This window comes from bacterium (assembly GCA_035703895.1).
Classification (GTDB): Bacteria; Sysuimicrobiota; Sysuimicrobiia; order Sysuimicrobiales; family Segetimicrobiaceae; genus Segetimicrobium.
In genome coordinates this window covers 1-20,827 of record DASSXJ010000216.1, presented here as the reverse complement: position 1 = coordinate 20,827, position 20,827 = coordinate 1, and the positions used below count along the sequence as shown (strand labels likewise).

20 protein-coding genes are annotated in these 20,827 nt (G+C 65.0%); 5 read left to right on the top strand and 15 right to left on the bottom strand.

The genetic code is table 11. The annotated features are described in order from the left end of the window. Nucleotides 1-157: 157 nt before the first annotated feature. Nucleotides 158-922 (bottom strand): SDR family NAD(P)-dependent oxidoreductase, encoded by a 765-nt coding sequence (locus tag VFP86_14555; protein HET9000855.1) that lies wholly within the window; start codon nucleotides 920-922, stop codon nucleotides 158-160. Between the two features lie 198 nt (nucleotides 923-1,120). Between VFP86_14555 and VFP86_14550 the strand changes: the two genes are divergently transcribed. Next, on the top strand, nucleotides 1,121-2,488 hold the full coding sequence (locus tag VFP86_14550) for a M20/M25/M40 family metallo-hydrolase (GenBank protein HET9000854.1): 1,368 nt from the start codon (nucleotides 1,121-1,123) through the stop codon (nucleotides 2,486-2,488). An 18-nt stretch (nucleotides 2,489-2,506) separates the two neighbouring features. Here VFP86_14550 and VFP86_14545 read toward each other — a convergent pair whose 3' ends face one another. The 5 genes from VFP86_14545 to VFP86_14525 all read right to left on the bottom strand — a co-directional run bounded on the left by VFP86_14545 (nucleotide 2,507) and on the right by VFP86_14525 (nucleotide 5,550). Then, nucleotides 2,507-2,842: a hypothetical protein gene (locus VFP86_14545; protein HET9000853.1), complete on the bottom strand. Its 336-nt coding sequence runs from the start codon at nucleotides 2,840-2,842 to the stop codon at nucleotides 2,507-2,509. Then, nucleotides 2,839-3,735 carry a DUF6772 family protein gene (locus tag VFP86_14540; protein ID HET9000852.1) on the bottom strand — a complete coding sequence of 299 codons (897 nt, stop codon included), beginning with the start codon at nucleotides 3,733-3,735 and terminating at the stop codon, nucleotides 2,839-2,841. Before VFP86_14540 ends, VFP86_14545 begins: the two co-directional genes overlap by 4 nt. A 31-nt stretch (nucleotides 3,736-3,766) precedes the next feature. Then, nucleotides 3,767-4,786 (bottom strand): DMT family transporter, encoded by a 1,020-nt coding sequence (locus tag VFP86_14535; protein ID HET9000851.1) that lies wholly within the window; start codon nucleotides 4,784-4,786, stop codon nucleotides 3,767-3,769. A 19-nt stretch (nucleotides 4,787-4,805) separates the two neighbouring features. After that, nucleotides 4,806-4,949 (bottom strand): hypothetical protein, encoded by a 144-nt coding sequence (locus VFP86_14530; GenBank protein HET9000850.1) that lies wholly within the window; start codon nucleotides 4,947-4,949, stop codon nucleotides 4,806-4,808. 160 nt (nucleotides 4,950-5,109) lie between these two features. Beyond that, on the bottom strand, nucleotides 5,110-5,550 hold the full coding sequence (locus VFP86_14525) for a cupin domain-containing protein (GenBank protein ID HET9000849.1): 441 nt from the start codon (nucleotides 5,548-5,550) through the stop codon (nucleotides 5,110-5,112). A 104-nt stretch (nucleotides 5,551-5,654) separates the two neighbouring features. Here VFP86_14525 and VFP86_14520 point away from each other — a divergent pair, with 104 nt between their 5' ends. Together VFP86_14520 and VFP86_14515 are read left to right on the top strand one after the other, a co-directional pair. Further along, nucleotides 5,655-6,563: a ParB N-terminal domain-containing protein gene (locus tag VFP86_14520; protein HET9000848.1), complete on the top strand. Its 909-nt coding sequence runs from the start codon at nucleotides 5,655-5,657 to the stop codon at nucleotides 6,561-6,563. Further along, nucleotides 6,560-7,663: a potassium channel family protein gene (locus VFP86_14515; protein HET9000847.1), complete on the top strand. Its 1,104-nt coding sequence runs from the start codon at nucleotides 6,560-6,562 to the stop codon at nucleotides 7,661-7,663. Before VFP86_14520 ends, VFP86_14515 begins: the two co-directional genes overlap by 4 nt. 152 nt (nucleotides 7,664-7,815) lie before the next feature. Here the strand turns inward: VFP86_14515 and VFP86_14510 are convergent, their stop codons facing one another. The 4 genes from VFP86_14510 to VFP86_14495 form a co-directional block, all read right to left on the bottom strand. After that, nucleotides 7,816-8,721 (bottom strand): trypsin-like peptidase domain-containing protein, encoded by a 906-nt coding sequence (locus VFP86_14510; protein HET9000846.1) that lies wholly within the window; start codon nucleotides 8,719-8,721, stop codon nucleotides 7,816-7,818. A gap of 91 nt (nucleotides 8,722-8,812) precedes the next feature. Further along, complete coding sequence (locus VFP86_14505) at nucleotides 8,813-9,529, bottom strand: response regulator transcription factor (GenBank protein HET9000845.1); 717 nt, start codon at nucleotides 9,527-9,529, stop codon at nucleotides 8,813-8,815. 536 nt (nucleotides 9,530-10,065) lie between these two features. Then, entirely contained in the window at nucleotides 10,066-11,019 is a 954-nt protein-coding gene (locus tag VFP86_14500) for an NAD-dependent epimerase/dehydratase family protein (protein ID HET9000844.1), read from the bottom strand. A 1,115-nt stretch (nucleotides 11,020-12,134) separates the two neighbouring features. Then, nucleotides 12,135-14,759, bottom strand: coding sequence for an adenylate/guanylate cyclase domain-containing protein (locus VFP86_14495; protein HET9000843.1), 2,625 nt, complete (start codon nucleotides 14,757-14,759; stop codon nucleotides 12,135-12,137). Nucleotides 14,760-15,293: 534 nt separating this feature from the next. Between VFP86_14495 and VFP86_14490 the strand changes: the two genes are divergently transcribed. Then, nucleotides 15,294-15,677, top strand: coding sequence for a hypothetical protein (locus VFP86_14490; GenBank protein HET9000842.1), 384 nt, complete (start codon nucleotides 15,294-15,296; stop codon nucleotides 15,675-15,677). A gap of 452 nt (nucleotides 15,678-16,129) precedes the next feature. After that, nucleotides 16,130-16,414, top strand: coding sequence for a tyrosine-type recombinase/integrase (locus tag VFP86_14485; protein HET9000841.1), 285 nt, complete (start codon nucleotides 16,130-16,132; stop codon nucleotides 16,412-16,414). 15 nt (nucleotides 16,415-16,429) lie between these two features. Here VFP86_14485 and VFP86_14480 read toward each other — a convergent pair whose 3' ends face one another. The 5 genes from VFP86_14480 to VFP86_14460 form a co-directional block, all read right to left on the bottom strand. Next, the gene (locus VFP86_14480; GenBank protein HET9000840.1) at nucleotides 16,430-17,827 is read right to left on the bottom strand and encodes a mercuric reductase; all 1,398 of its coding nucleotides are present in this window, start codon (nucleotides 17,825-17,827) and stop codon (nucleotides 16,430-16,432) included. A 12-nt stretch (nucleotides 17,828-17,839) separates the two neighbouring features. Continuing rightward, nucleotides 17,840-18,568, bottom strand: a complete 729-nt coding sequence (gene pgl / locus VFP86_14475) for a 6-phosphogluconolactonase (GenBank protein ID HET9000839.1) — start codon at nucleotides 18,566-18,568, stop codon at nucleotides 17,840-17,842. Then, on the bottom strand, nucleotides 18,568-19,476 hold the full coding sequence (gene gnd, locus VFP86_14470) for a decarboxylating 6-phosphogluconate dehydrogenase (protein ID HET9000838.1): 909 nt from the start codon (nucleotides 19,474-19,476) through the stop codon (nucleotides 18,568-18,570). Before gnd ends, pgl begins: the two co-directional genes overlap by 1 nt. A gap of 24 nt (nucleotides 19,477-19,500) precedes the next feature. Beyond that, entirely contained in the window at nucleotides 19,501-20,439 is a 939-nt protein-coding gene (locus VFP86_14465) for a class I fructose-bisphosphate aldolase (protein ID HET9000837.1), read from the bottom strand. A 55-nt stretch (nucleotides 20,440-20,494) separates the two neighbouring features. Further along, the coding region (locus VFP86_14460; GenBank protein ID HET9000836.1) for a glucokinase at nucleotides 20,495-20,827 on the bottom strand (333 nt) is incomplete at its 5' end.

The window sequence follows — 20,827 nt, the reverse complement described above, 5'->3', positions numbered from 1 at the left end:
CGTGATGGGGAGCCAGTGGTCGGGGACGATCGTGTGGAGCACCCCGACGGCGGCCACCGCGGCAATGAGCAAGAGTTGTGGGCTCATCCTCACCACCCTCTTTCGAAGTCGAGGCCCGCGCTCCCTGGAGAGGTGCCGCCGAATCAGCGCGCGGGATTCACACGATCGCCTGACCGATGCACTGGAGACGCGGGGGCATCATGATGAGTTCGGGGATATAACTCCGCGGCGACAAGCTGGCCAGGAACACGCACGCGGCGGCGATATCCTCCGGCTGCATCGCCTGTGCCAAAATCTCTCGGGGGACCGGCTCCGGGCGGCGGGCAATAAGCGGGGTGTCGACGAGACCGGGCAGGATCGCGGTGGCGCGGATACCGTTCAGTCGTTCTTCGATCATCGTCGCCTGGCACACCCCGATGATCCCATGCTTGCTGGCCTGATACGCCGGCCCCGACTTATCCCCCCACCGACCCGAGACCGAGGAGATCTGAATAATCAGCCCACCGCCCCGGTGTCGCATCTCGAGCACGGCGGCCTGGGTGGTATGGAAGGCCCCGTTCAAGTTCACGGCAAGAAGCCCGTTCCAGTCCGCCTCCGAGATCACGTCGATGCGACGTTGCCGCATCAGGTTGGTGCCCGCGGAGTTGACCACAACGTCCAACCCGTGCCAGCGGTCAACGACCCGGCGCACCGCGGCGTCGACCTGGGCCCGTTCGGCGACGTCAACCCCGATGGCCTCGGCCTGAGCGCCCTGCGCCTCGAGCTTGGCGGCGACCTCTTTCAGCACATCGAGTGAGCGGGCGGCCACCCCCACGGCAAACCCGGCCCGACTGAGCTCGAATGCCGTGGCACGTCCGATTCCGGTACTGGCCCCAAAGACCAGCGCGACCTTTGCGCGACCCACGGGTGTGCGAGGGGTCATGGAGATATCCTTTCCTACTGAGTCGGGGATTCTTACTGGGATTCCCCTCGGTGGTTTGAATCCCTTTCATGGAAGGAGCTGATCCGTGAGCGCGCGATCTTCGACGGCTGCTAGACCGTTCCCGCGACGGAGGAACCCCCCGGGTGTCCTCGAAAGGGGCTCAGCGCAACGCACCTCGAGGTGATCGGAGACGCGCAGATGGCCCAGGCCGCGGTGCACGAATACGCTGACGAGCACCGGGACGATTTCATCGACGTGTTGCGCCAGCTCATCCGTCAGCCGAGCGTGTCCTCGCAGAACCGCGGCGTCCGGGAGTGCGCCGACCTGATCGTTGCGCACATGCGGTCGATCGGGATCGACGCGCGGACCCTCGACACGGACGGGCACCCGGTCGTGTTTGGTGAGCTGCGCGCGGCGCGCGATGGGGCTCCGACCCTCTTGATTTACACCCATTACGACGTGCAGCCCGAGGAGCCCATCGAGCAGTGGCGCCATCCGCCGTTTGCCGCCGAGATCGAGGGCGACCGCATCATCGGGCGCGGGGCCACCGACGCCAAAGGCAACCTCGTCTGCCATCTGGCCGCGGCAGCGGCGTTCGTGAACACCGCGGACGGCCCGCCGATCAACCTGAAATTCTTGTTCGACGGCGAGGAAGAATCCGGAAGCCCGAGCCTGCCGGCGTTCGTCGATGCACATCGGGAGCTTTTGCGATGCGACTTCACGCTCTCCTTCGACGGCGGCTTCGATCCATCGGACCGGCCGACGATCACCCTCGGCAGCAGCGGCCTCCTCTACGTGCACCTCGATTGTCAGGGCGGCACGAAAGATCTACACAGCGCCCGGGCGCGGCTCGTGCCGAACCCCGCCTGGCGAATCGTCTGGGCCCTGGGGACGCTGAAGGGAGCCGACGAGCGGATCGCGATCGAAGGCTTCTATGATGACGTGCTACCCCCGGACGGGGAGGAGCGCCGCCTCCTCGATGGGTACACGTGGGACAACGCCGCGCAGAGCGCTCACCTCGGCGTCGACCGTTTCCTCACGGGCGTGACCGGGACGGCGGCCCTGGAACGTCTGCTGTTCCAGCCGACATGCAACATCGCCGGGTTCCGAGCCGGCTATGCCGGCGAGGGCACGCAGACGGTGCTCCCCCATCGGGCCCGCGCCCACCTGGATTTCCGCCTAGTCTGGCGCCAGGACCCCCGCGACATCCTCGGGAAGCTGGAGCGCCATCTGGCTCGTCATGGGTATGGCGACGTACGCGTCGCGCCGAAGAGTATGATCGAGCCCTCTAGGGCCCCCGTTCGTTCGCACGTATCTCGGGCCGTGATCGAGGCCGCCCGCCAGACTTACGCGCCCGCCGCGCCGTTGGTCAAACCGCGGTCTGAGGCCTCGGGCCGTCAGGCGTGCTGGCTCGGCGTCCGCCTGGGCGTGGCCGGAGTGGCCACGGGCGTGGGGCCCCCCGACTGGCTCGGCCATGCGCCCAACGAGTTCATGACCATCCCTCATTTCGCGAACGGGATCCACTACGCCATCAACATCTGGTCGCGACTCGAAGGAGCGACCTAGCTCGGCTCGGCGCGGCGGTCATTCCTTGAGGACGAGGTAGACGGTTACCGCGAGCGTCTCCCCCGGAGGCAAGTGGCCCGTGAGCCGAAGCCACCCCCCGAACTGCCGAACGCGGCAGAACGTCTGCCCAGGATCTCCCCGCAGAGGGACGACGGTCCCTTCATCGCACCAGACCATGCCGTCCGGGGAGACCTGCACTGCGGCGGACGCGTTGGGGCTCAGCGTGACGGGCCGGAGCGTCCGCACGAAGAAGAGCGCCTCCGAGGCCCAACCCGCTTCGTAGGGCTCCGTCGCAAATGCCCCGGACCACTCGACGTTCCGTTCCACCAACGCGGTGTGGCTGCGGCGAATCATGCATCGAGCTCCGCGGAGACGACCACGGAATCAACGTACAAGAACGCCCGCGTCTCGGCGTCCGCCTCCACCCACATCAGCGGATTGAGCATGCACCAGAGGTTCGGCATCGCCGGGAATCGCATCGGAGCGATCCCCGACGGATCAAACACCCGGTCGTTGCACCGAAACCGCGTGAACGACATCGACGCCAGATCGAACCCGATCTGCACATAATACCAGTTGTGCTTCGTGGCGATCTCGTTGTAGCACAGGCGCTGCGCGCCTCCTGGGACATCCTCCCAGCCCGAGGCCGCCAGGTGAAAATGGGACCGCGTCTTGCCGCTGCCGCCGATGCCGCGCAGCGGCTCGATCGCTCGCTTGAACTGCCACCGCTCGACCGGCCGGCCGTCGAGCGCGTTCAGGTAGCGAAGGTGCGGCATCACACGCTCGACCGGGCCGGTGGCGCGATCCCCCATCTGGATATCGATCGCGAACCCAAACGCCCGAACGCCGGTGTCCAACAGTTCCAGCGCCACCGCTTCCGGTTTGTAGGTAAAGAACACCTCCATCTGGATCGGCCCCGCGTACCGCCACGTGAGACGCTTGACCGCCACCGCGAGGCTCGACGCCTTTGGCCGGGTCGCCAGCTTCATCGCGTAGGTCCCGTCCAGCGCCCCTACCGTGCCTGTGTCCCACATCGAGAGGTTGCTGAGCATGGGCGGACGCAGGTCGCGGTACTCGGGGAGCATGCTGTCGAGTGTGCCCTCATAGTTTCCGATCAAGGCCGTCCACCCGTTCAGGCCGCGGTCGAAGTCGTCGAAAAACAAGATGCGCGACAGCGGACTGAAGCGGCTGAGGACGGCATCCGCCCCCACGGGGAACGGTCCGCTCTCGAACCGTGGTGTGGTCATTGGGCGATCATCCCCTCCCGGATACGCCTGTTCACTTCGGGACGGGCAGGCGTAACTCCTGAGCATCGCGCATCTGTCCGGTCGTACTGAGCGCAATCCCGAGGGCGACCAACCCGGCGCCGATGCCGAACGGCACCCCAAGGGGATCCCCGAAAAGCGCGGCCGATGCCGCCACCCCCACGATCGGTTGCAGGTATTGCAAGACGGCCGCGATGCTCGCGGGCAGCCGATTCAGCGAAGAGAACCAGATGACCAACCCGACGACGGTGACGAGGACGGCGAGGTAGAAGACGACAAACACCCCCACTTCCGTAATCCTCGCGGCCGCATGCCTCAACTCCCACGCGGAGACGGGCACCAGCGCGGCGGCCCCGGCCAGCGAGGACAGCGCGGCGACCGTGATGACGGAGTGCGCCGCGACCAGGCTCAGGCTCAGCACGTAGTACAGCGCGACGGCGACGGCAGAGAGGAGCATCAACGCCTCGCCCCGGAGCATGGCCCCTCCGGACGCGATGAGCTCGCGCGGGTCGCCCCCGGCCACCAACACCACCCCCGTGAACGCGACGGCGAGTCCGCACGCTTCCCGGATGCGGATGGGTTGACGTAACCGGACCCTGGCGAAGACGACCACGAAGATCGGGATCAACGCCGAGATCACGGTGGCGACGGAGGCGGATATCTCGCGGACACCGAGGGTCTGCGCGACTTGTCCGATGGCGATGCCGAGGACTCCGAGCCCTCCGGCTGCCGCGAGCGCGCGGGGCGGGGGAAGTGGCCGGCCCCACAGGAAGAGGGCAAAAAACGGCGCGGCGACGAGATAGCGCATCGCCGTGAGCGTCAGCGGGGGAAGATCGCGAAGGCCGAGCTTCGTCAGCGGGACGGAGCCGCCCCAGATGACGGCGAGCACGAGCAGCAGCCCGATCGAGCCGGCCCGGGATCGGCTGCGCGTCATGACCGCGTCGACGTCAGGCGCAGGCGTGAAGGAACCGCCGCACGGGCCGGTTAACGCCGCAAACGGCCAGCGGCCGGGAGGCATCCCGGCCGCCGGCACGAACCGTGGAGTCGTCCTCTCAAGACCCGCTCGACACCGGCGGGGTTTGCACCTGGGGCGCGTCGTTCGGAGGCTTGTAGGCGTCATCCTGGCACGCCAACGCGGCCGTCGCCAGCAATCCGAGCGCCATCCCCACGAGCACGGCGGCAATGAGCGTCCGCATCTGCTCCTCCTTTCCCCCGGAGTGGGACCCGCCACGCCGGGCAGCCTTTCTCCGCATGGCGTTCGCCACCACGAGGGAAATCCCTGTCCGTTCCGTCATGAATCGAAGACGTGGCCGGGAGGAGATCGGCCGGATCAGGCACAAGAAGGGGCTCGGGATTCTATGAATCGGGGACCGGTCGCGCGTTCACGCGATCATACTTGATGATATGCTCCCACTCCGATGCGTCGGACCGGGCGACCACCGCCACGACGGGCTCGGAGTCGCTCAGGTTCACCACTTCGTGGGGGACACCGGGTTCGATGAAGATGAAGTCGCCCGCCTCATTGTCGATCGCCTGCCGGCAGCCCGGCCCGTACTCGTGGCGCACGCGTCCCTCGAGGATGTAGAGCATGACCTCGAAGTCCACGTGGATGTGCGCATACGCCACGCCCCCGGGGGGGATGGTGGCGACGTTCATGGAGAGCTTGCTCGCGCCGACGTTCTTCGCGGACAGCCCGGTCTTGTAGTGAATGCCGTTCCACGTCCGATGGGTGCGGCTCCCGCGGATGGTCAGAATACCATCGCCGCCGTCGACGTCCTGGATGAGGTCCTCTCGCATGCCCGCGCCCTCCGAATGGTCTCCGTCCTCTGCGTGCCATCATGTACGCACACCGCAGACCGTGTGTCAATGCATCCGGTGATCGAGCTCACTGGAGGTGTTTCGTGACCCCGTGGACCGTCCTGCCCGATGAAACCCCACCGAAACCGGTGGTCACCCTGGCCGAGCAGGTCGAGCGCGACGGCGGCCATGTGCTGGCGATCTACCGCGAACCCCTCGGCGACCACTGGCAGATCTTCGGCCTGCTGCCCATGGCGAAGGTCGAACCCACGCCCTATCAACGCGATCTCTCCCCCGCGCACGTGAAGCGCCTCCAAACCGCCGTGAAGAAGCTCGACCGGTTCGTCGACCCCATTGTCGTGATGTCGCCCCGGCCGGGAGTGTACTGGACGCCGAACGGCAATCACCGCCGGGCGATCATGGAGAAGCTCAAAGCCAAGGAGATCCCGGCGATTCTTGTCCCTGAGCCCGACGTGGGATTCCAGATCCTCGCATTGAACACGGAAAAGGCGCACAATGTAAAGGAAAAGTCGCTCGAGGTGATTCGGATGTATCGCGGCCTCGTGGCGGAGGCGCCATCGCAGGGCGAGGAGGACTACACCTTTCAGTTCGAGGCCGCGTATTTCATCACGCTCGGCCTCCTCTACGAAACCAACAAACGCTTCGCCGGCGGCGCCTTCGCGCCCATCCTCCGCCGCGTCGACAAGTTCCTGAAGGGCACCTTTCCCAAAACGCTCCCCGAGCGCGAGGAGCGCGCCGGCTTGGTGCGGCGCACCGACGAGATCCTGGGCGACGTCGTCGCCAGGCTCAAGAAGCGGGGCATCAACCACCCGTACGTGAAGCCGTACGTGCTCGCGCGGACGACGCCGCTGACCCGGCAGCGCAAGACGCTGCCCTCCTTCGACCAGACCTTCAAGAAGCTCGCGGCCAACCTCGAGGCGTTCGACGTGGCCAAGATCCGGTACGAGGACATCCAGCGCTCGGCCATCATGGGGGCGCCGGCGGCCGAATGAACCTCCTCGCTCTGCTGCTCGCGCTCTTCTTGATCGCCGTAATCCTGTGGGACGCGTTCGAGACCGTCGTGCTCCCCCGGAGGGTCTCGCGGCGCCTCCGCATCGCCTTGCTGGCGCTTGCCCCCGCCTGGCGCACCTACTCGGCACTGATGCGGAGGATCCCGCCCGGGGCGAAGCGCGAGACGTACCTGAGCTACTATGGCCCGTTCACGACCATTTGGCTCCTGGCGGTGTGGGCGATCGGATTGATATTCGGATTCGGCCTGTGGCAGTGGGGACTGGGGTCACATGTCACGAGCCCGGATCGGGTCCCGACGCTGGCCACCGATCTGTATTTGAGCGGGACGACGTTCTTCACGCTCGGACTCGGCGACGTGGTCCCGCGCACCTTCGGGGCCCGGCTGGTGACGATCGCGGAGGCCGGTATCGGGTTCGGCTTCCTCGCCCTCATCATCTCGTACCTGCCGGTCCTGTACCAGGCGTTCTCGCAGCGCGAGGTGCGCATCACCCTCCTGGATGCGTGGGCGGGGTCCCCCCCCACGGCGGTCGAGTTCCTTCGGCGGCTGGGGGAGTACGATCACGTATCGGCGCTCGACCCCTTTCTCGAGAAATGGGAGGAGTGGGCGGCCGACCTGCTCGATTCGCACATCGCGTATCCGAATCTCTGCTTCTATCGATCGGAACACGACAACCAATCATGGCTTGCCGCGCTCACGACCATCCTCGATGCCTGCGCGGTCATCATGGCGGGGGTCGATGGAGTCCGTTCGCGCACCGCCGGGCTCACCTTTGCGATGGCCCGTCACGCGGTCGTAGACCTAAGCCAGATCCTCAACAGATCGCCGATCGCGCCCGAGCCCGACCGGCTCCCGCCGGACGATCTCGAGCGGCTGCGCAAGATTCTCGCGGAGGCGCATCTTGCCCTCCACCCCAGCCGGGCCTTCGAGGAGCGGCTCGCGGAGCTGCGGGAGATGTACGAGCCGTACGTGTACGCGCTCTCGGGCTTTTTGTTGATGCCCCTACCGGCGTGGATCCCGCCGCCGGGGATCCGCGACAACTGGCAGAGGTCCAAGTGGAAGACGATCGCCCACTTCCACTAGCCCACACCTAGCGCACTCCGCCTGTGCCGCGCACCCTCTGGATCGAACCTGATCCCCGGTGACGCCTCGGCGGAAACGCGATCGGGGCTGCGTCGCTTTCGGCGAGCAGCCCCGACCCGTCCCGTCCCTTTGGATCGGGAGGCGTTATTCCGTTACGCGCTCTTCCGCAGCCGTTCGCCCACGGTCACGGACACCTCCTGCGGCGCCCCGGCGCGAAGGACCCGGACGGACACGGGCGCCCCGATGCGATCCCCGCCCAGCAATCCGAAAAGCTCTTCCGGATACCGGACGGGCTGCCCGGCGACTTGCAGCAACGTATCTCCCAGGAACAGGCCGCCTTGCTCGGCGGGACTTCCCGGCTCCACTTCCAGAACCAGCAGACCCCGGTGTTGCTGGACACGCTCCGCGAGGGCGGGGGCGAGCCGCACCGGCTGCGTCGCGATCCCCAAATACCCGCGGCGAATCCGGCCGTGGGCTACGAGGGCTTCCACCACGCGGCGGATGGTGGGGGTGACCACCGTCAGGCTCCCGCCGCGCCGGAGGCCGGCGGTGTTGATCCCGTGCACGTTCCCCGCCACGTCGATGAGCGGCCCGCCCGAGAATCCCGGGTAGAGCGCGACGTCGGCCTCGAGGTAACGATCGATCCGCCCTCCCGCGGGCGACTGCCACGCGTCTCCGAGGACGCTCACGATCCCGATCGTCGCGCGCAGCGTCCTGCCCGGCCGTCCGAGCGCCACGACAAGATTCCCGACCTTGAGCGAGGACGGTTCTTCCCATCGAAGCGCCTTCACGGCGGCGTCGCGAACGCGAAGCACGGCGATATCGGTCGTCGGATCCCGACCGACCAAGGTCCCAGGGATCTCCTGCCCGTCGGCCAGCCGGACTTGAATCCCCTCTTCATGATGGATCACGTGGTCGGCCGTAACGATCACCCCATCGGATGACCAGGCCACCCCGGTGCCCCGGGACCGCCGGCCCGCCTCCACGCCCACCACGCCTGCGCCGGCCGACTCGATGAGGCCGGCAAGATCTCCTGACAACGTCGAAAGCTCGTTCATGTTTGAATCACCTCCGGATGCAGTGTACCGGAGGGAGGAAGACGGACGCATCCGCTGTTTGGCCGGGGCGCGCCCTAGCGGATCCGCCAGGTCAGAGGGTGATCACGCCGAGGCGGGCCGCGCGGGTCACCGCTTCCGTACGCGTGTGGGCGTCGAGCTTCCCGAAGATGGCGGTGAGGTGAAACCGGACCGTGTGTTCACTGATTCCGAGGCGATCGGCGATGAGCTTGTTGGGGAGACCCGCCGCGACCAACTGCAACACCTCGGCCTCGCGGGGAGTCAACGCTTCAGGGAGCCCCGTGTCCTGCCGGGCGCGTGACCACGGAAGCGCGCCCGCAAATGCCGGATCCACGACGGTCAGTCCACTCGCGATGGCGCGCAACGCCGCCGCGAGTGTCGACGCATCGGCATCACGGGGCAGCAAGCCCAGAGGGCCATCCGCCGAGCCGGAGCGCGTCGGCGATGCCGCGGGGGAGAGCACCAAGACCGGGGGCGCATCCTCGCCGAGATCGGCAAGATCGGGCAGCGCCCCCGCGCGTTCGGCGTCCCACACCACCGCGTCGGGATCGAGCCTGTCGAGCGCGTGCGTCAGCTCGGGGCCGGGCGGCACCCGTCCGACCACGACACAGTCGGGGAGTTCGGCTAGGATCGCCGCAAGTCCGGCCCGCGCGAGGGCATCCTCGGCGACGACGAGAACGCGTAACGCCCCAGGCGGAGCGCTCGGAAGGCTATCCTCCACCCCATGGCCGATCAGTACCGCCGAGGGTACCTCCCAGGCCGCGCCTGGTACGGTCAAGTCCCGCAACACCGCATTTTCACCATGTATAGTCCGCCACAACGAAAACGTCCGCCGGGCTCGCGCTATGCCCCCTTACTCGATGTGGTCAAACAGGTTAGTGTGCGCGCGTCATTCCATCGAACACGGCGCAAAGGCAGGCAATACGCGGAAACCCGCGTCCTGCCTGAGTTTACGGGGCCCGTGTCGTTTCGAGTCGTTTCGAGTTGTTCGATACGATTTCGGCATGTCGTGCTTCGTTAAGGCACCAAGAAGGCACCAAAAAGACTCGTTGTTCCGATATGAGGAGTTGGCCGCATCGCGGATTTCTTCACCACATTCCCGTGTGGTCATCCCGACCAGGCTCTCGTGTCTCTGGAGCGATCCTAGTCTATAGTCTAGGAGGAACCGCCGGAGGAATGGATCGCGTGATTGCGAACGCGACACAGTCGCACCTCCGCGATTCTTGGACTTCCGAGAGGCCTTCCCTTCGAAGCGATCGTCGACGAGATCGCCCAGGATCTCCCCTGGAGCGGCTACTACGCCGTCTGAAGCAGGTCCAATCTGTCTCAGATATAGCGCTGCGGGTGCAGCCGCAATTCTTGAAGAAAATCGTCTACGATCCGCTCGTGATCATACATCGGCTTCCAGTTCCACTCTCGCTGCGCATTACTGTCATCGATCTGCCTGGATCGGACATCGAGGCGAGAGGGATCGGGCGCAAAGCTGATCTCCGCACCAGGAATCCTACGGCGAACCATATTGGCAAGTTCTTGAGCTGCTGGTGTGGGCTTGACCCCAGCCAGAACATACACGACCGTGTTGATCCTCTCGAGCGGCGCCTCACCCAGTTCAACCAACGCCCTGGCCGCATCTTTGAAATACAAGATCGGTATCGCCGTCTCCGGTTCAGTCCAAATGACAAATGGCTTGCCTTTTGCTAATTCTTCGATCATCCATGACATGTATTGGACAGCGCCAGGCGTCGTGACGCCAGGCCCGATGATAGACGGGTACCGAATCCCGCGGAAATCGAGGCCGTACTTTCGTTTGTAGAAACGTCCCATATGTTCGCCGAATACTTTGGTGGCACCATAGAAGCGGCTCGGTCGTTGCAACGTGTAGTCATCGATAACGTCCCCGTGGATATCCATACCATAGGTAGCAAGGCTGCTCGAGAAAACCACTTGCCGTACCCCAAAAAGCCTCGCCGCCTCCAGAACATGGAAAGTCCCCAGTACGTTGGCGCGCATGGCGGCTGAAGGGTGTGCCTCAGATAGCAAAGTGAGCATGCCACCCAAATGGTAAATCACGTCCGGCTTGGAAGCTTTGACGGTATCTAATACGTCGCTGAAGTTGCCGAGATCGCCTCGCACAAGGTTGACTCGGTCAGCGACATCATCGAGCCGCTGAGTAGACGGGCTGAGATCCAAGAGAACCGGCTTCGTCTCCCCTCTTTCCAAGAGAAGGCGAGTGAGCTCGACACCAAGAAAACCTGTGCCGCCCGTGATCAGTGAGGCCATATGGACCTCCCGGTCATGCGAGTGGAGCCGGATCCCGACGCGAGAGCCCAGACTATGCCGCTCCAGTACCAATCTTAACTATAACCAGGGTTATCAGAATAAGCCTTCCCCGGGTTACAGAGCATATGCTCTATTACTCGGTCTCCTCCAGCACATACCCGACGGCCTGCTCCAGCGTCATCGCCCGGCTGACGCAGAAGAGGCCATCTTTTCCCACACCAACGTGTGTATACTCATTCGACCATCCCACCGATTCGGCCCCGGTGCAGTGGTGAGTGTCAGGAGTCCGTCGCTGAGAGTGAAAAACCGAATTAGCTTCGTCCCGGTTGTCCGTGCGTCCTGAGAAGCGTCGACGTGATGCGTAACCTGATTCCCATCAACGGTGTAGGTCCCAGCATAAGCAACCATACTTTTGTAAAGCGTGATCATCTCTGCGTCTGTTGGGACAGGGGTGACTGGAGCCTTCCGGTTGTCGGCGACGAGAATCCCCATCATACGACCATCAGGGGAGTAGTTCAGATAACCAGTCGGATTCGCCCCCAATGGGTACGATTTCTTACCAGTTTCGACATCCTCTTGGACAGCAGACCGAAGTTTCCACGTTCCTAAGAACGCGCTATCGCCGCTCGTCATCGGGTTACCTGCTGCGTCAGAACGGTTAGATACTGGATTCCCACCATGGAATCAATCGGATTCACGGCCCCAACGCGTAATCGATGGCCTCGCCCCCTCCGTCGAGCCCGGCCCGCCTGTCTTGCACCCACAATAACCCCCGCCCGGCTTTGGTGCTGTGAACGCGTTCACACCCAAGGCAACTCTTTCTTGGCTATCGCTCCTCTTTCGGCCGCAGTCTCGAAGGCTTGTGCGTGACCTGCGTCCTTCCGCGCTGAGCCTACGAGCTGGGGATCTCAGAGACCAGTAAAGGGTGGGGCACGTTTCCCCGCCGGAATTTGGCACAACATCGTTTCTCAAAGCCATGAGGCGGATTGGAATGGTCGAGCGCGTGGAAGCTGTTACCATCGGTGCCGGGCAGGCGGGGCTGGCAACCAGTTATTTGGCTGACTCAGTGCAGTCGTTTGTGACCACTCCGGGCAGGCCAGGGATTGAACATTTTCTCAGCCGGTTTCTGTTGCCAGCGCGTAGTCGATGGCCTGCTCCAGCGTCATCGCCCGGCCCTCGGCCCAGGCCGCTGCGAAAGGGGCCGCTCCTAGTCTGCTTCGCGCAGAGGCCAGAAGTCCCTCGTATTCCGCCTGATCTTGAGGCGCTAGGAGATGGCCGATTGCTGCTCGCAGTGCCTCCGCCGCGGCAAATAACCGGGCTGCTCGATCATCCTGCTTGAGGGCACTGAACACGTCCGCGAGTCCTAGTAAACACATAAGGATGGTCACCCGATACCCCGCCTCACGGGAAAGACGGAGACTCTCCATAAACACCTCTACGGCATATTGATAGTCCCCCTGTTGGAGCGCCACAAAGCCGATCCACCGGAGCGTATAGGAAATGATAGCGGGGTCCGCCGTATCCTCACTTAATGACAGGGCCTCTTTATGAAGATCTCCAGCCAAGCCCAGATTGCCCTGAAAACGAGCCACGATTCCTTGTTGGTTCAGGCAGATACTGAGACGCCATTTATCCCCCGCTTCCCGCGCTAGGCGGACGGCCTCTTCCGTATGTTTGGTGGCGTCCCTGTATACCATCTGGCGCATCGCGACAATCCCCAAACTTGCTTCGAGGAACGCCCCATTCCATTTGTCGCCCAGATCACGGGCGATCGCCAGCCCTTCGCTGGCAAAGGCCTTTGCCCGCTCATAGTCGTCGAATCGCCATGCGAAGTGCGCCGCGCCCCAGTAGACTTCCGGGAGGACCGAGCGTGGCGCGTCGCCTTTTCGAATCAGGGCTTCCTCAATCCACCCCCGTGGCTCGGTCAAGTTTCCGGACAACCACCAAAACCAAATCAATGCGCCGACCAGCCTCAGCGTAGCCTCTGCGCCTCCGGGATCTTCTTTCCCCCAAACTAGCGCCGCTCGCAGGTTGTCGTAGTCTCGCCAGATGCGCTGGCGCGGTCCGCGGTATTCTCTATCAGCCCGCTCTGCGAACGCTACATACCACGCTCGATGCCGAGTACGCACGTCGGCTTCGTCACCCGTTTCCGCCAGTCGATCACGAGCGTACTGCCGGACCGTATCGAGGAGCCGGTAACGGGCCTCACCGCGTTGAGTCTCCGCCAGCACCAGCGACTTGTCTACGAGAGATGTCAACAACTCGAGAATGTCAGTAGCCTCTACGTTTCCGCCCGTGCAGACTCCCTCGGCCGCATCGAGAGTCCATCCTCCGGCGAACACGGAGAGCCTCTGGAGTAGCCACCGCTCCGTCTCCGTGAGCAAGCGATAACTCCAGTCCATCGCCGCCCGTAACGTCTGTTGGCGGGGGAGGGCGGTGCGGCTCCCGCCAGTGAGCAACCGAAACCGGTCGTCTAGCCGCGAGGCGATCTGCTCCACCGCCAGCACTTTGACGCGGGCCGCCGCGAGTTCGATGGCGAGTGGGATGCCATCCAACCGATGGCAGATCTGCGCGATCGCCAGTGCGTTGCGATTCGTCACTGCAAACTGTGGGGCAGTCGCTACCGCCCGGTCGACAAACAGTCGGATGGCCTCGTACTCTGTGAACTGGTCCAGGGGAGGCAGGCGTTCCGGGTCGGGGAGGGACAGCGACGTAACTCGCCAGGTGGTCTCCCCCGTCACCCCGAGCGCCTCCCGACTCGTCGCGAGAATGATCAAGTTCGGGCAGGCCCGCAGGAGGGCGCTAGCCAGGTGGGCGCAGGCCGCCACCAGGTGCTCACAGTTGTCCAGGATGACGAGGATCGATTTGCCCCGCAGGGAGTCCGTCAGCGTCTCAGTCAGCGACCGGCCTGGTTGCTCAGGTACGCCCAGCGCAGAGGCCACCGCTTTTGGTACGAGACTCGGGTCGGACAATACCGCCAATTCCACCAGCCAGACCCCATCCGGAAATCCCTCCAGCCCCTCAGCGGCCACCTGGAGGGCCAATCGTGTCTTGCCCTCTCCCCCCGACCCCGTGAGCGTGAGAAAACGAGTGCTGGAGAGCAGTCTTCTGACCTCCGCCTTCTCTCGCTCGCGGCCGATGAAACTGGTCAATTGGACCGGCAGGTTGTTGGGGAGGACGTTGAGAGATTTGAGCGGCGGAAAGTCAGCGGGCAAATCGACGGCTACGACCTGGAAGAGGTGGTCTGGACGAGCGAGATCCTTGAGCCGGTGCTCGCCGAGATCGCGCAGGCTCACCCCTTTAGGCAGATCCCATGCCACGAGGCCGTGCGTGACGTCGGACACAAGAATCTGCCCGCCGTGCCCGACCGCAGCGATGCGGGCAGCCCGGTGGATGTCTAAGCCCACATAGCCGGTCTCCCCGCTAAGCGGCTCGCCTGTATGGAGTCCCATCCGTAACCGGAGAGACGCGCCGTCTGGCCAGGGGTGCTTCAGCAATGACTGTTGGGCCGCTACCGCTGCCGCCAGCGCGTCCCTGGCCCGAGGGAACGCCACCAGGAAGGCGTCTCCTTGCGTGTCAATTTCCTGCCCATTCCGTTCAGCAAACGCCTGCCGGAGGAGCCGGTGGTGATCCGCCAGGACCTCCGCGTACCGGCGATCGCCGAGGCGTTGGAGGAGTGTGGTGGACCCCTCGATGTCGGTGAAGAGGAAGGTGACCGTCCCGGTCGGCAGGTTCTTCAAGAGCGGCCTCCGCGGCACCAGTGGGGCCGTAAGCCATCAGACGACACGTTCGGCGGTAACGGTCTCCCCTCCTCGGACGGCGGCGGGGTGAGGCGGACAGCGGGCTTGTGTAGGCGGACCACGGGGGAGACCGGCTTGAAGCGAAGCCCGGGAGGCATCAACGTCTCCTTGGGTAGGGGAGGGGGGTGAAGGGGAAGGTGTGAACGCCGGGGCGCGTAGCGCCCAGCAGGAAGTGCCTGGAAGTGTTCGGAACCCTCAGAGATCTTGCATTCTTCGCACCAAAGCCGCACGCAAACCAATATACGTCAAGGCCCTATTCGCCCGCCTCCCACGAACACCCGCGAACCTCCGCGCGTACTTCTAATGCACACTATCGAGGAATGACGGAAAACACACCTTCGAGAGGGTACGCCGTCCTCGCGCACGCGTAAATGGCCGTGAACAGCGCCGAACGGGGCGTCGGGCAGAGGTAAAGAGTTAGGGATGACCCGAAAAGTGGCGCAGGAACGATTCTAGATACCAAACATCGCTACCGTGGAAGGCGACGTCGACGATGCTATCGGTGAAGATCCTGCTAGATCATGGCTGGCGGACGGGCCGGTCCTGTCAACCGGCGCCGTCTTGATCGACCGGACGAACGAGGTCGTCCTGCCTAGTCGGATCCGAAAGATCGTTCACTATCCTCGAGGTGAGCAAGCGCCGCCGCACGAAAACCCGCGCCCCGACGAGATGGGCTATCTGGTGCTGCTGGGCGCGGTGTTCTTCGAGGACAAGCGCTTCGAGCTTGAGATGGCCGCCGGGTGGCGGGACGCCAGCGGGGCGATGATCAGGCTGGGCACTGCAACCACCCTGTCAGCGGCGCCGGCGCTCGCCGTCACGGTGACCAACGGTTCCCTCGCGTTGTCGACTGGGGACTAAGGGAGTGGTAACCACCTCACAGGTGGTAACCACATGCGCGGCAAGCACGGAGGCGGGACGAGGATCATCCGCGTGACGGACGAGGAGTGGGACCTCGTTCAGAAGCACCGACGGGCGAAACGTACGGCGACCAGGGGAGAGTCGGGAATCGACCGACACACGGGGACCGCGAACGGGCCCGTCCGCGGCATCGCGATGCCAATCCAGGAAGCCGCCACGGTTCACGAGTCGGCGCGGATTCCCGACCGGGTGCTGCCCCACCACAAACCCTCGCTATCGCGGCAGTCACGAGCCACGAAATCCGAACCAATGCCCAACCTGCGGCGGCCTGCTCGGCGAGTTCCACAACGGGAAACGGGTCTGCTGGACGTGCAAGACCGAGGTGAAGGGGTAGCTGGCGTTACTAGACTCCCGGATCCGCTGGGCCGAGCACGGCAGCTAGGGCCGCAAGAATGAAACTAACGGCCACACACGCGGCCAGGAGCGTGAGGCCATCCTCCAATCCCCGAATCCGGTTCCACGACCTACGTCACACCCATGCGAGCTTGTTGGTCCATGCGGGCGTTCACCCGAAGGCGATCCAGGCGAGGATGGGGCACGCTAACATTCAGACGACCCTGAACACCTACGGGCACCTCATGCCGCAGGCGTTTGCGGGGGTCGGGGAGCTGTTAGACGGCCTCCTCTACGGCACCAGGAAGGCACCAGACACAGAGGCAGTCGCCGCAAACCCTTGATACACAAGGCTGCGGTCACTTTAGGGTGTCAAACAGGTTATTCAGCGACTCGGCCAGCGTGGGATGAGCGAAGATCGCGTTCTGCAGGGCGGTGTAGGGCAACCGCCCCATCATCGCGATCTCCACCATGCTCATCAGCTCCCCGCCCGCGATGCCCAGGATCGCGCACCCCAGGATCGCGCCGGTCGCGGCATCGACCACGACCTTCATCAACCCACGAGTCTCATCGGATTCGACCGCCCGCGCGACGGACTTCATGGGCATCTTCGCGACCCGGATCGAGCGGCCTTGGTTTCGGGCCTCCTGCTCGCTCACGCCGACCCGGCCGAGCTCGGGATCCATGAAGACCGTGTAGGGGACGAGCCGTCCCTCGGTTGTGGTGTTGCCGCCCTTGAGAAGATTGGTCTCGAGGATCCGGAAGTCGTCGTAGGAGATATGCGTGAACGCCGGCCCGCCCTTCACGTCGCCTATCCCGTAGACGCCGGGCGCGGTCGTCTCGAGGCGCTCGTTCACCCGCACATACCCCCGCCGATCGGTCTGCACCCCCGCGGCGGCGAGGTTGAGCCGGTCGGTGTTAGGCACCCGGCCCACCGCGACGAGGAGGTGCGAGCCGGTGAGCGTGCGCGGGTCGCGGGCGCCGGCGACGTGGACGGTCAGATCGATCCTGCCGCCGGCGGCGGGCGCGGCGCCCTGCGCCTCCGCGTCGAGCAACACTTCGACGCCGTCCTCGCGCAGAATCTTCGCCACTTCCTCGGCCACATCGGCATCTTCGCCGGTCAGCAACTGCTTCCCGCGCTGCACGATCGTCACCCGGCTCCCGAAACGGCGGAACATCTGGCCGAACTCCAACCCGATGTAGCCGCCGCCCATCACCAGCAGGTGGTCGGGTGTCTCGCCCAGCTCCATCACCGACGTCGAGTCGAGCGCCGGGATACGATCGATCCCGGCGAGCTGCGGTTTCGCGGGCCGGGCGCCCGTGTTGATGAAGATGAGGTCGCCGGTGAGCGTCCGGGGATCCCCACCGGTCACCCGCACCTCGAGGGTCTTGGGGCCGGTGAACCTGGCCTCACCCAACAGGAGATCCAGCCCTTTGGTTTTCCTCAGTCCCCGTTCGCCACCATCCCGCCAAGCGTTTACGATGGTTCTCTTCCGCTCCCGGACCTTGGCCTGGTCGACACCGACCGGCCCGGTGCGGATCCCAAAGTCTCCTCCACGCCGGGCCAGGTAAGCGACCCGGCCACTCGCCACCATCGTCTTCGTGGGAGTGCATCCTTCGTTGATGCAGGTCCCCCCCACGTGCTCGCGCTCCACCATCGCGGTCTTCCGCCCCGCCACAGCCAGCGCTTTGGCCAGCGGATTCCCGCCTTGGCCGGACCCAACCACAATCGCGTCATAGTGCTGTGGGGGTGCCACATCGCCACCTCGCTACGGGAGAGACCTCGCCGCCTGCTGGTCGACCCACCAGACGACGCGGCCGTCTTCCGGCCTAACGGCGGCTGCGGGGTACGGCACCGGCTCGGACGGGCCGGCAAGGACCCGGCGTAGGATATCCGCTTTCTCGGCTCCCGCGACGAGGAAAAAGACGAGGGCGGCCCGGTTGAGGACGGGTAGGGTCAGCGTCAACCGGACCCGCGGTTCCACGGAGGCACGAGAGGTCGCGACCCACCGGGTTCGTTCGGCCAGGGCCGGAGAGCCGGGGAACAGCGAGGCCGTGTGCCCGTCGGACCCCATCCCCAACAGGACGAGATCGAAGCGCGGCCACGGTGGGGAGAGCCGCTCCCGTAGCGTCTGCTCGTAGGCCGCGGCCGCATCGTTCGGGTCCGGCAGGTTGGTGGGCATGGGATGCACGTTCTCTTTTGGAATCGGGACGTGATCCAGCAGCGATTCTCGCACGAGCCGGTAATTGCTCTGCGCGTCGTCCGGGGGCACATAGCGCTCGTCGCCCCAGAACAGGTGAAGTCGAGGCCACGGTATCGTGTCCCGATATTCCGTGGCCAGAACCTGGTACAAGTCGCGCGGAGTCTGTCCCCCCGCGAGACAGAGGGAGCGGCTCCCCCCAGGCACCAGGGGCTGATTCAGGCGCTCGACGATGGCTCGGGCGACGTCTCGGGCAAGCCGGTCCCCATCCGCACTGATGCGGATGTCCGGACGCATCACGTTGTGCGCTTGACCGCGTGTCCCCCGAACTGCGCGCGGAGCGCGGCCAGCAACCGATCGCCGAAGGGATCGGTCTCACGAGACCGGAAGCGCCGCTCCAGCGCCATCGAGATCACCGGGATCGCGCACGCCTGCTCGATGGCCTCGATCACGGTCCAGCGGCCCTCCCCGCTGTCCTCGACGTACGCCGCAATCCCCTCCAGATTGGGGTTTTCCGCAAGCGCGTTCGCGGCCAAGTCCAGGAGCCAGGAACGGACCACGCTGCCGTACCGCCAGATCTCGGCGACCTGTTTGAGGTCGAGCGCGAACTCGGCCTTCTTTGATAGAAGCTCGAAACCTTCCGCGTAGGCTTGCATCATCCCGTACTCAATCGCGTTGTGCACCATCTTCACGTAGTGTCCGGCCCCGTGAGGGCCCACGTACCCCCAACCGAGGTCAGGCCCCGGCGCGAGCGTCTTGAAGATCGGCGAGAGCCGCTCGACGACCTGACGGTCCCCGCCGACCATCATGCTGTAGCCCTCCTTGAGGCCCCAGATCCCCCCGCTCGTGCCCACATCGATGAAGTCAACGCCACGCTCGGTCACGCGGCCCGCGCGGCGGATGGAGTCCTTGTAGTAGGAGTTGCCGCCATCGATGATGACATCACCCTTCGCGAGGGCCGGCAGCAATGCGGCGATCGTCTGATCCACCGGATCGCCGGAGGGCACCATCACCCACACGGCCCGGGGCGGGGCTAACTGTTCAACGATTGCCTGGAGCGAAGACGCGGCCACCCCCCCATTCCCCGCGAGTCGCCGGACCGCCTCAGGCCGTGGATCAAAGCCCACCACGCGGTGTCCACCCCGAGTCAACCGCTCGGCCATATTGGCTCCCATCCGTCCCAGGCCCACCATGCCGAGTTCCATCTCGCACCCCCTCACGCAGGCAGCCTATGCAGGCGTTCGTTCATCGCCCTCTCCAGCGTAGATCTTCATGATGGTCCGTAGAAACCGGAGCGCGTCGGGCTTGGGCCGCTGGAACGAGTTCCGCCCGATGATCGAGCCAAACCCCCCGCCGTCCCGGATGGCACGAGCCTCGTTGTACACCGCTTCGTCCTCTTCCCGCGGCCCGCCCGAGAAAATCACCACCCGCCGCCCGTGGAACACGCTCTGCACGACATGACGCACGCGTTCCTTGAGGGTCTTGATGGGGATCTCGTACTGTTCATAGATCTTCTGCGCGTCAGGCTTCTCGATGTGATCGGTCGGCAGCTTTACCTTGATGATGTGTGCGCCTAGCTGGGCCGCGATGTGGGCCGCGTAGGCGACGATGTCGATTGCGGTCTCCCCTTCCTTGCTCAAGCTCGAGCCGCGCGGATACGACCACACCACGACCACCAGTCCGGCGCGCTTCGCCACCTCGGCGACCTCGCGCAACTGTTGGTACATCTCCCGGCTTCGGGAGGATCCGGGATAGATGGTGTACCCGACCGCGGCGCACCCGAGCCGCAACGCTTCGCCGACGCTCGCGGTGAGGGCGGGGATCGGGTCTCGCTCGTCCGAAAGCAGGTCGTGGCTGTTCAGCTTGAGGATCAGCGGGATCTCCCCTGCGAACTCAACGGCGCCCGCCTCGATAAAGCCGAGGGGAGCCGCGTAGGCGTTGCATCCGGCCTCGATCGCGAGCTCGAAGTGGTAGCGCGGATCATAGGCGGGCGGGTTGGGCGCGAAGCTGCGCGCGGGACCGTGCTCAAACCCCTGGTCTACGGGAAGGATAACCATGCGCCCGGTTCCGCCGAGGGTCCCGTGATTCAGCAGCCGGGCCAGGTTCGCCAGCGTGCCCGCGCTCTCGCTGTAATACCATCCCAGAATCTCCCGGGTCCGATCCGACATCGCCTTCCTCCTCTCGCGGTCTCTGACAATGCCGCGGCCTGTCCGCGGCCACGGCCTAGCCGTCCCCCCCGGCGGACAGTCCGAGGGAGGCCGCGCCCATCAGCCCCACCTTCGGATTCAGCACGATGTGGACGGGGACGCGGCCGAGCAGGTCCACCAATCGTCCTTTGCGCCGGAAGGACTGCATGAACCCCTGCGTGAGCGCCGGAAGGATTCGACGCGGCATTCCCCCGGCCACGTAGACGCCGCCGGTGGCCAACACCTTGAGCGCGAGGTTTCCGGCCTCCGCGCCCATGATGGCGACAAACATGTCGAGGGTGGCGACACAGAGCGCGCACGGGGGGTCGCCCTGCGCGGCTTTGACGATCACCGGGGTCGGGTCCGCCGC

Coding starts and splice junctions, on each gene's coding strand:
- VFP86_14555 (HET9000855.1), bottom strand. CDS start 922: ATGACCCCTCGCACACCCGTGGGTCGCGCAAAGGTCGCGCTGGTCTTT.
- VFP86_14550 (HET9000854.1), top strand. CDS start 1,121: ATGGCCCAGGCCGCGGTGCACGAATACGCTGACGAGCACCGGGACGAT.
- VFP86_14545 (HET9000853.1), bottom strand. CDS start 2,842: ATGATTCGCCGCAGCCACACCGCGTTGGTGGAACGGAACGTCGAGTGG.
- VFP86_14540 (HET9000852.1), bottom strand. CDS start 3,735: ATGACCACACCACGGTTCGAGAGCGGACCGTTCCCCGTGGGGGCGGAT.
- VFP86_14530 (HET9000850.1), bottom strand. CDS start 4,949: ATGCGGACGCTCATTGCCGCCGTGCTCGTGGGGATGGCGCTCGGATTG.
- VFP86_14525 (HET9000849.1), bottom strand. CDS start 5,550: ATGCGAGAGGACCTCATCCAGGACGTCGACGGCGGCGATGGTATTCTG.
- VFP86_14515 (HET9000847.1), top strand. CDS start 6,560: ATGAACCTCCTCGCTCTGCTGCTCGCGCTCTTCTTGATCGCCGTAATC.
- VFP86_14510 (HET9000846.1), bottom strand. CDS start 8,721: ATGAACGAGCTTTCGACGTTGTCAGGAGATCTTGCCGGCCTCATCGAG.
- VFP86_14500 (HET9000844.1), bottom strand. CDS start 11,019: ATGGCCTCACTGATCACGGGCGGCACAGGTTTTCTTGGTGTCGAGCTC.
- VFP86_14485 (HET9000841.1), top strand. CDS start 16,130: ATGAAACTAACGGCCACACACGCGGCCAGGAGCGTGAGGCCATCCTCC.
- pgl (HET9000839.1), bottom strand. CDS start 18,568: ATGCGTCCGGACATCCGCATCAGTGCGGATGGGGACCGGCTTGCCCGA.
- gnd (HET9000838.1), bottom strand. CDS start 19,476: ATGGAACTCGGCATGGTGGGCCTGGGACGGATGGGAGCCAATATGGCC.
- VFP86_14465 (HET9000837.1), bottom strand. CDS start 20,439: ATGTCGGATCGGACCCGGGAGATTCTGGGATGGTATTACAGCGAGAGC.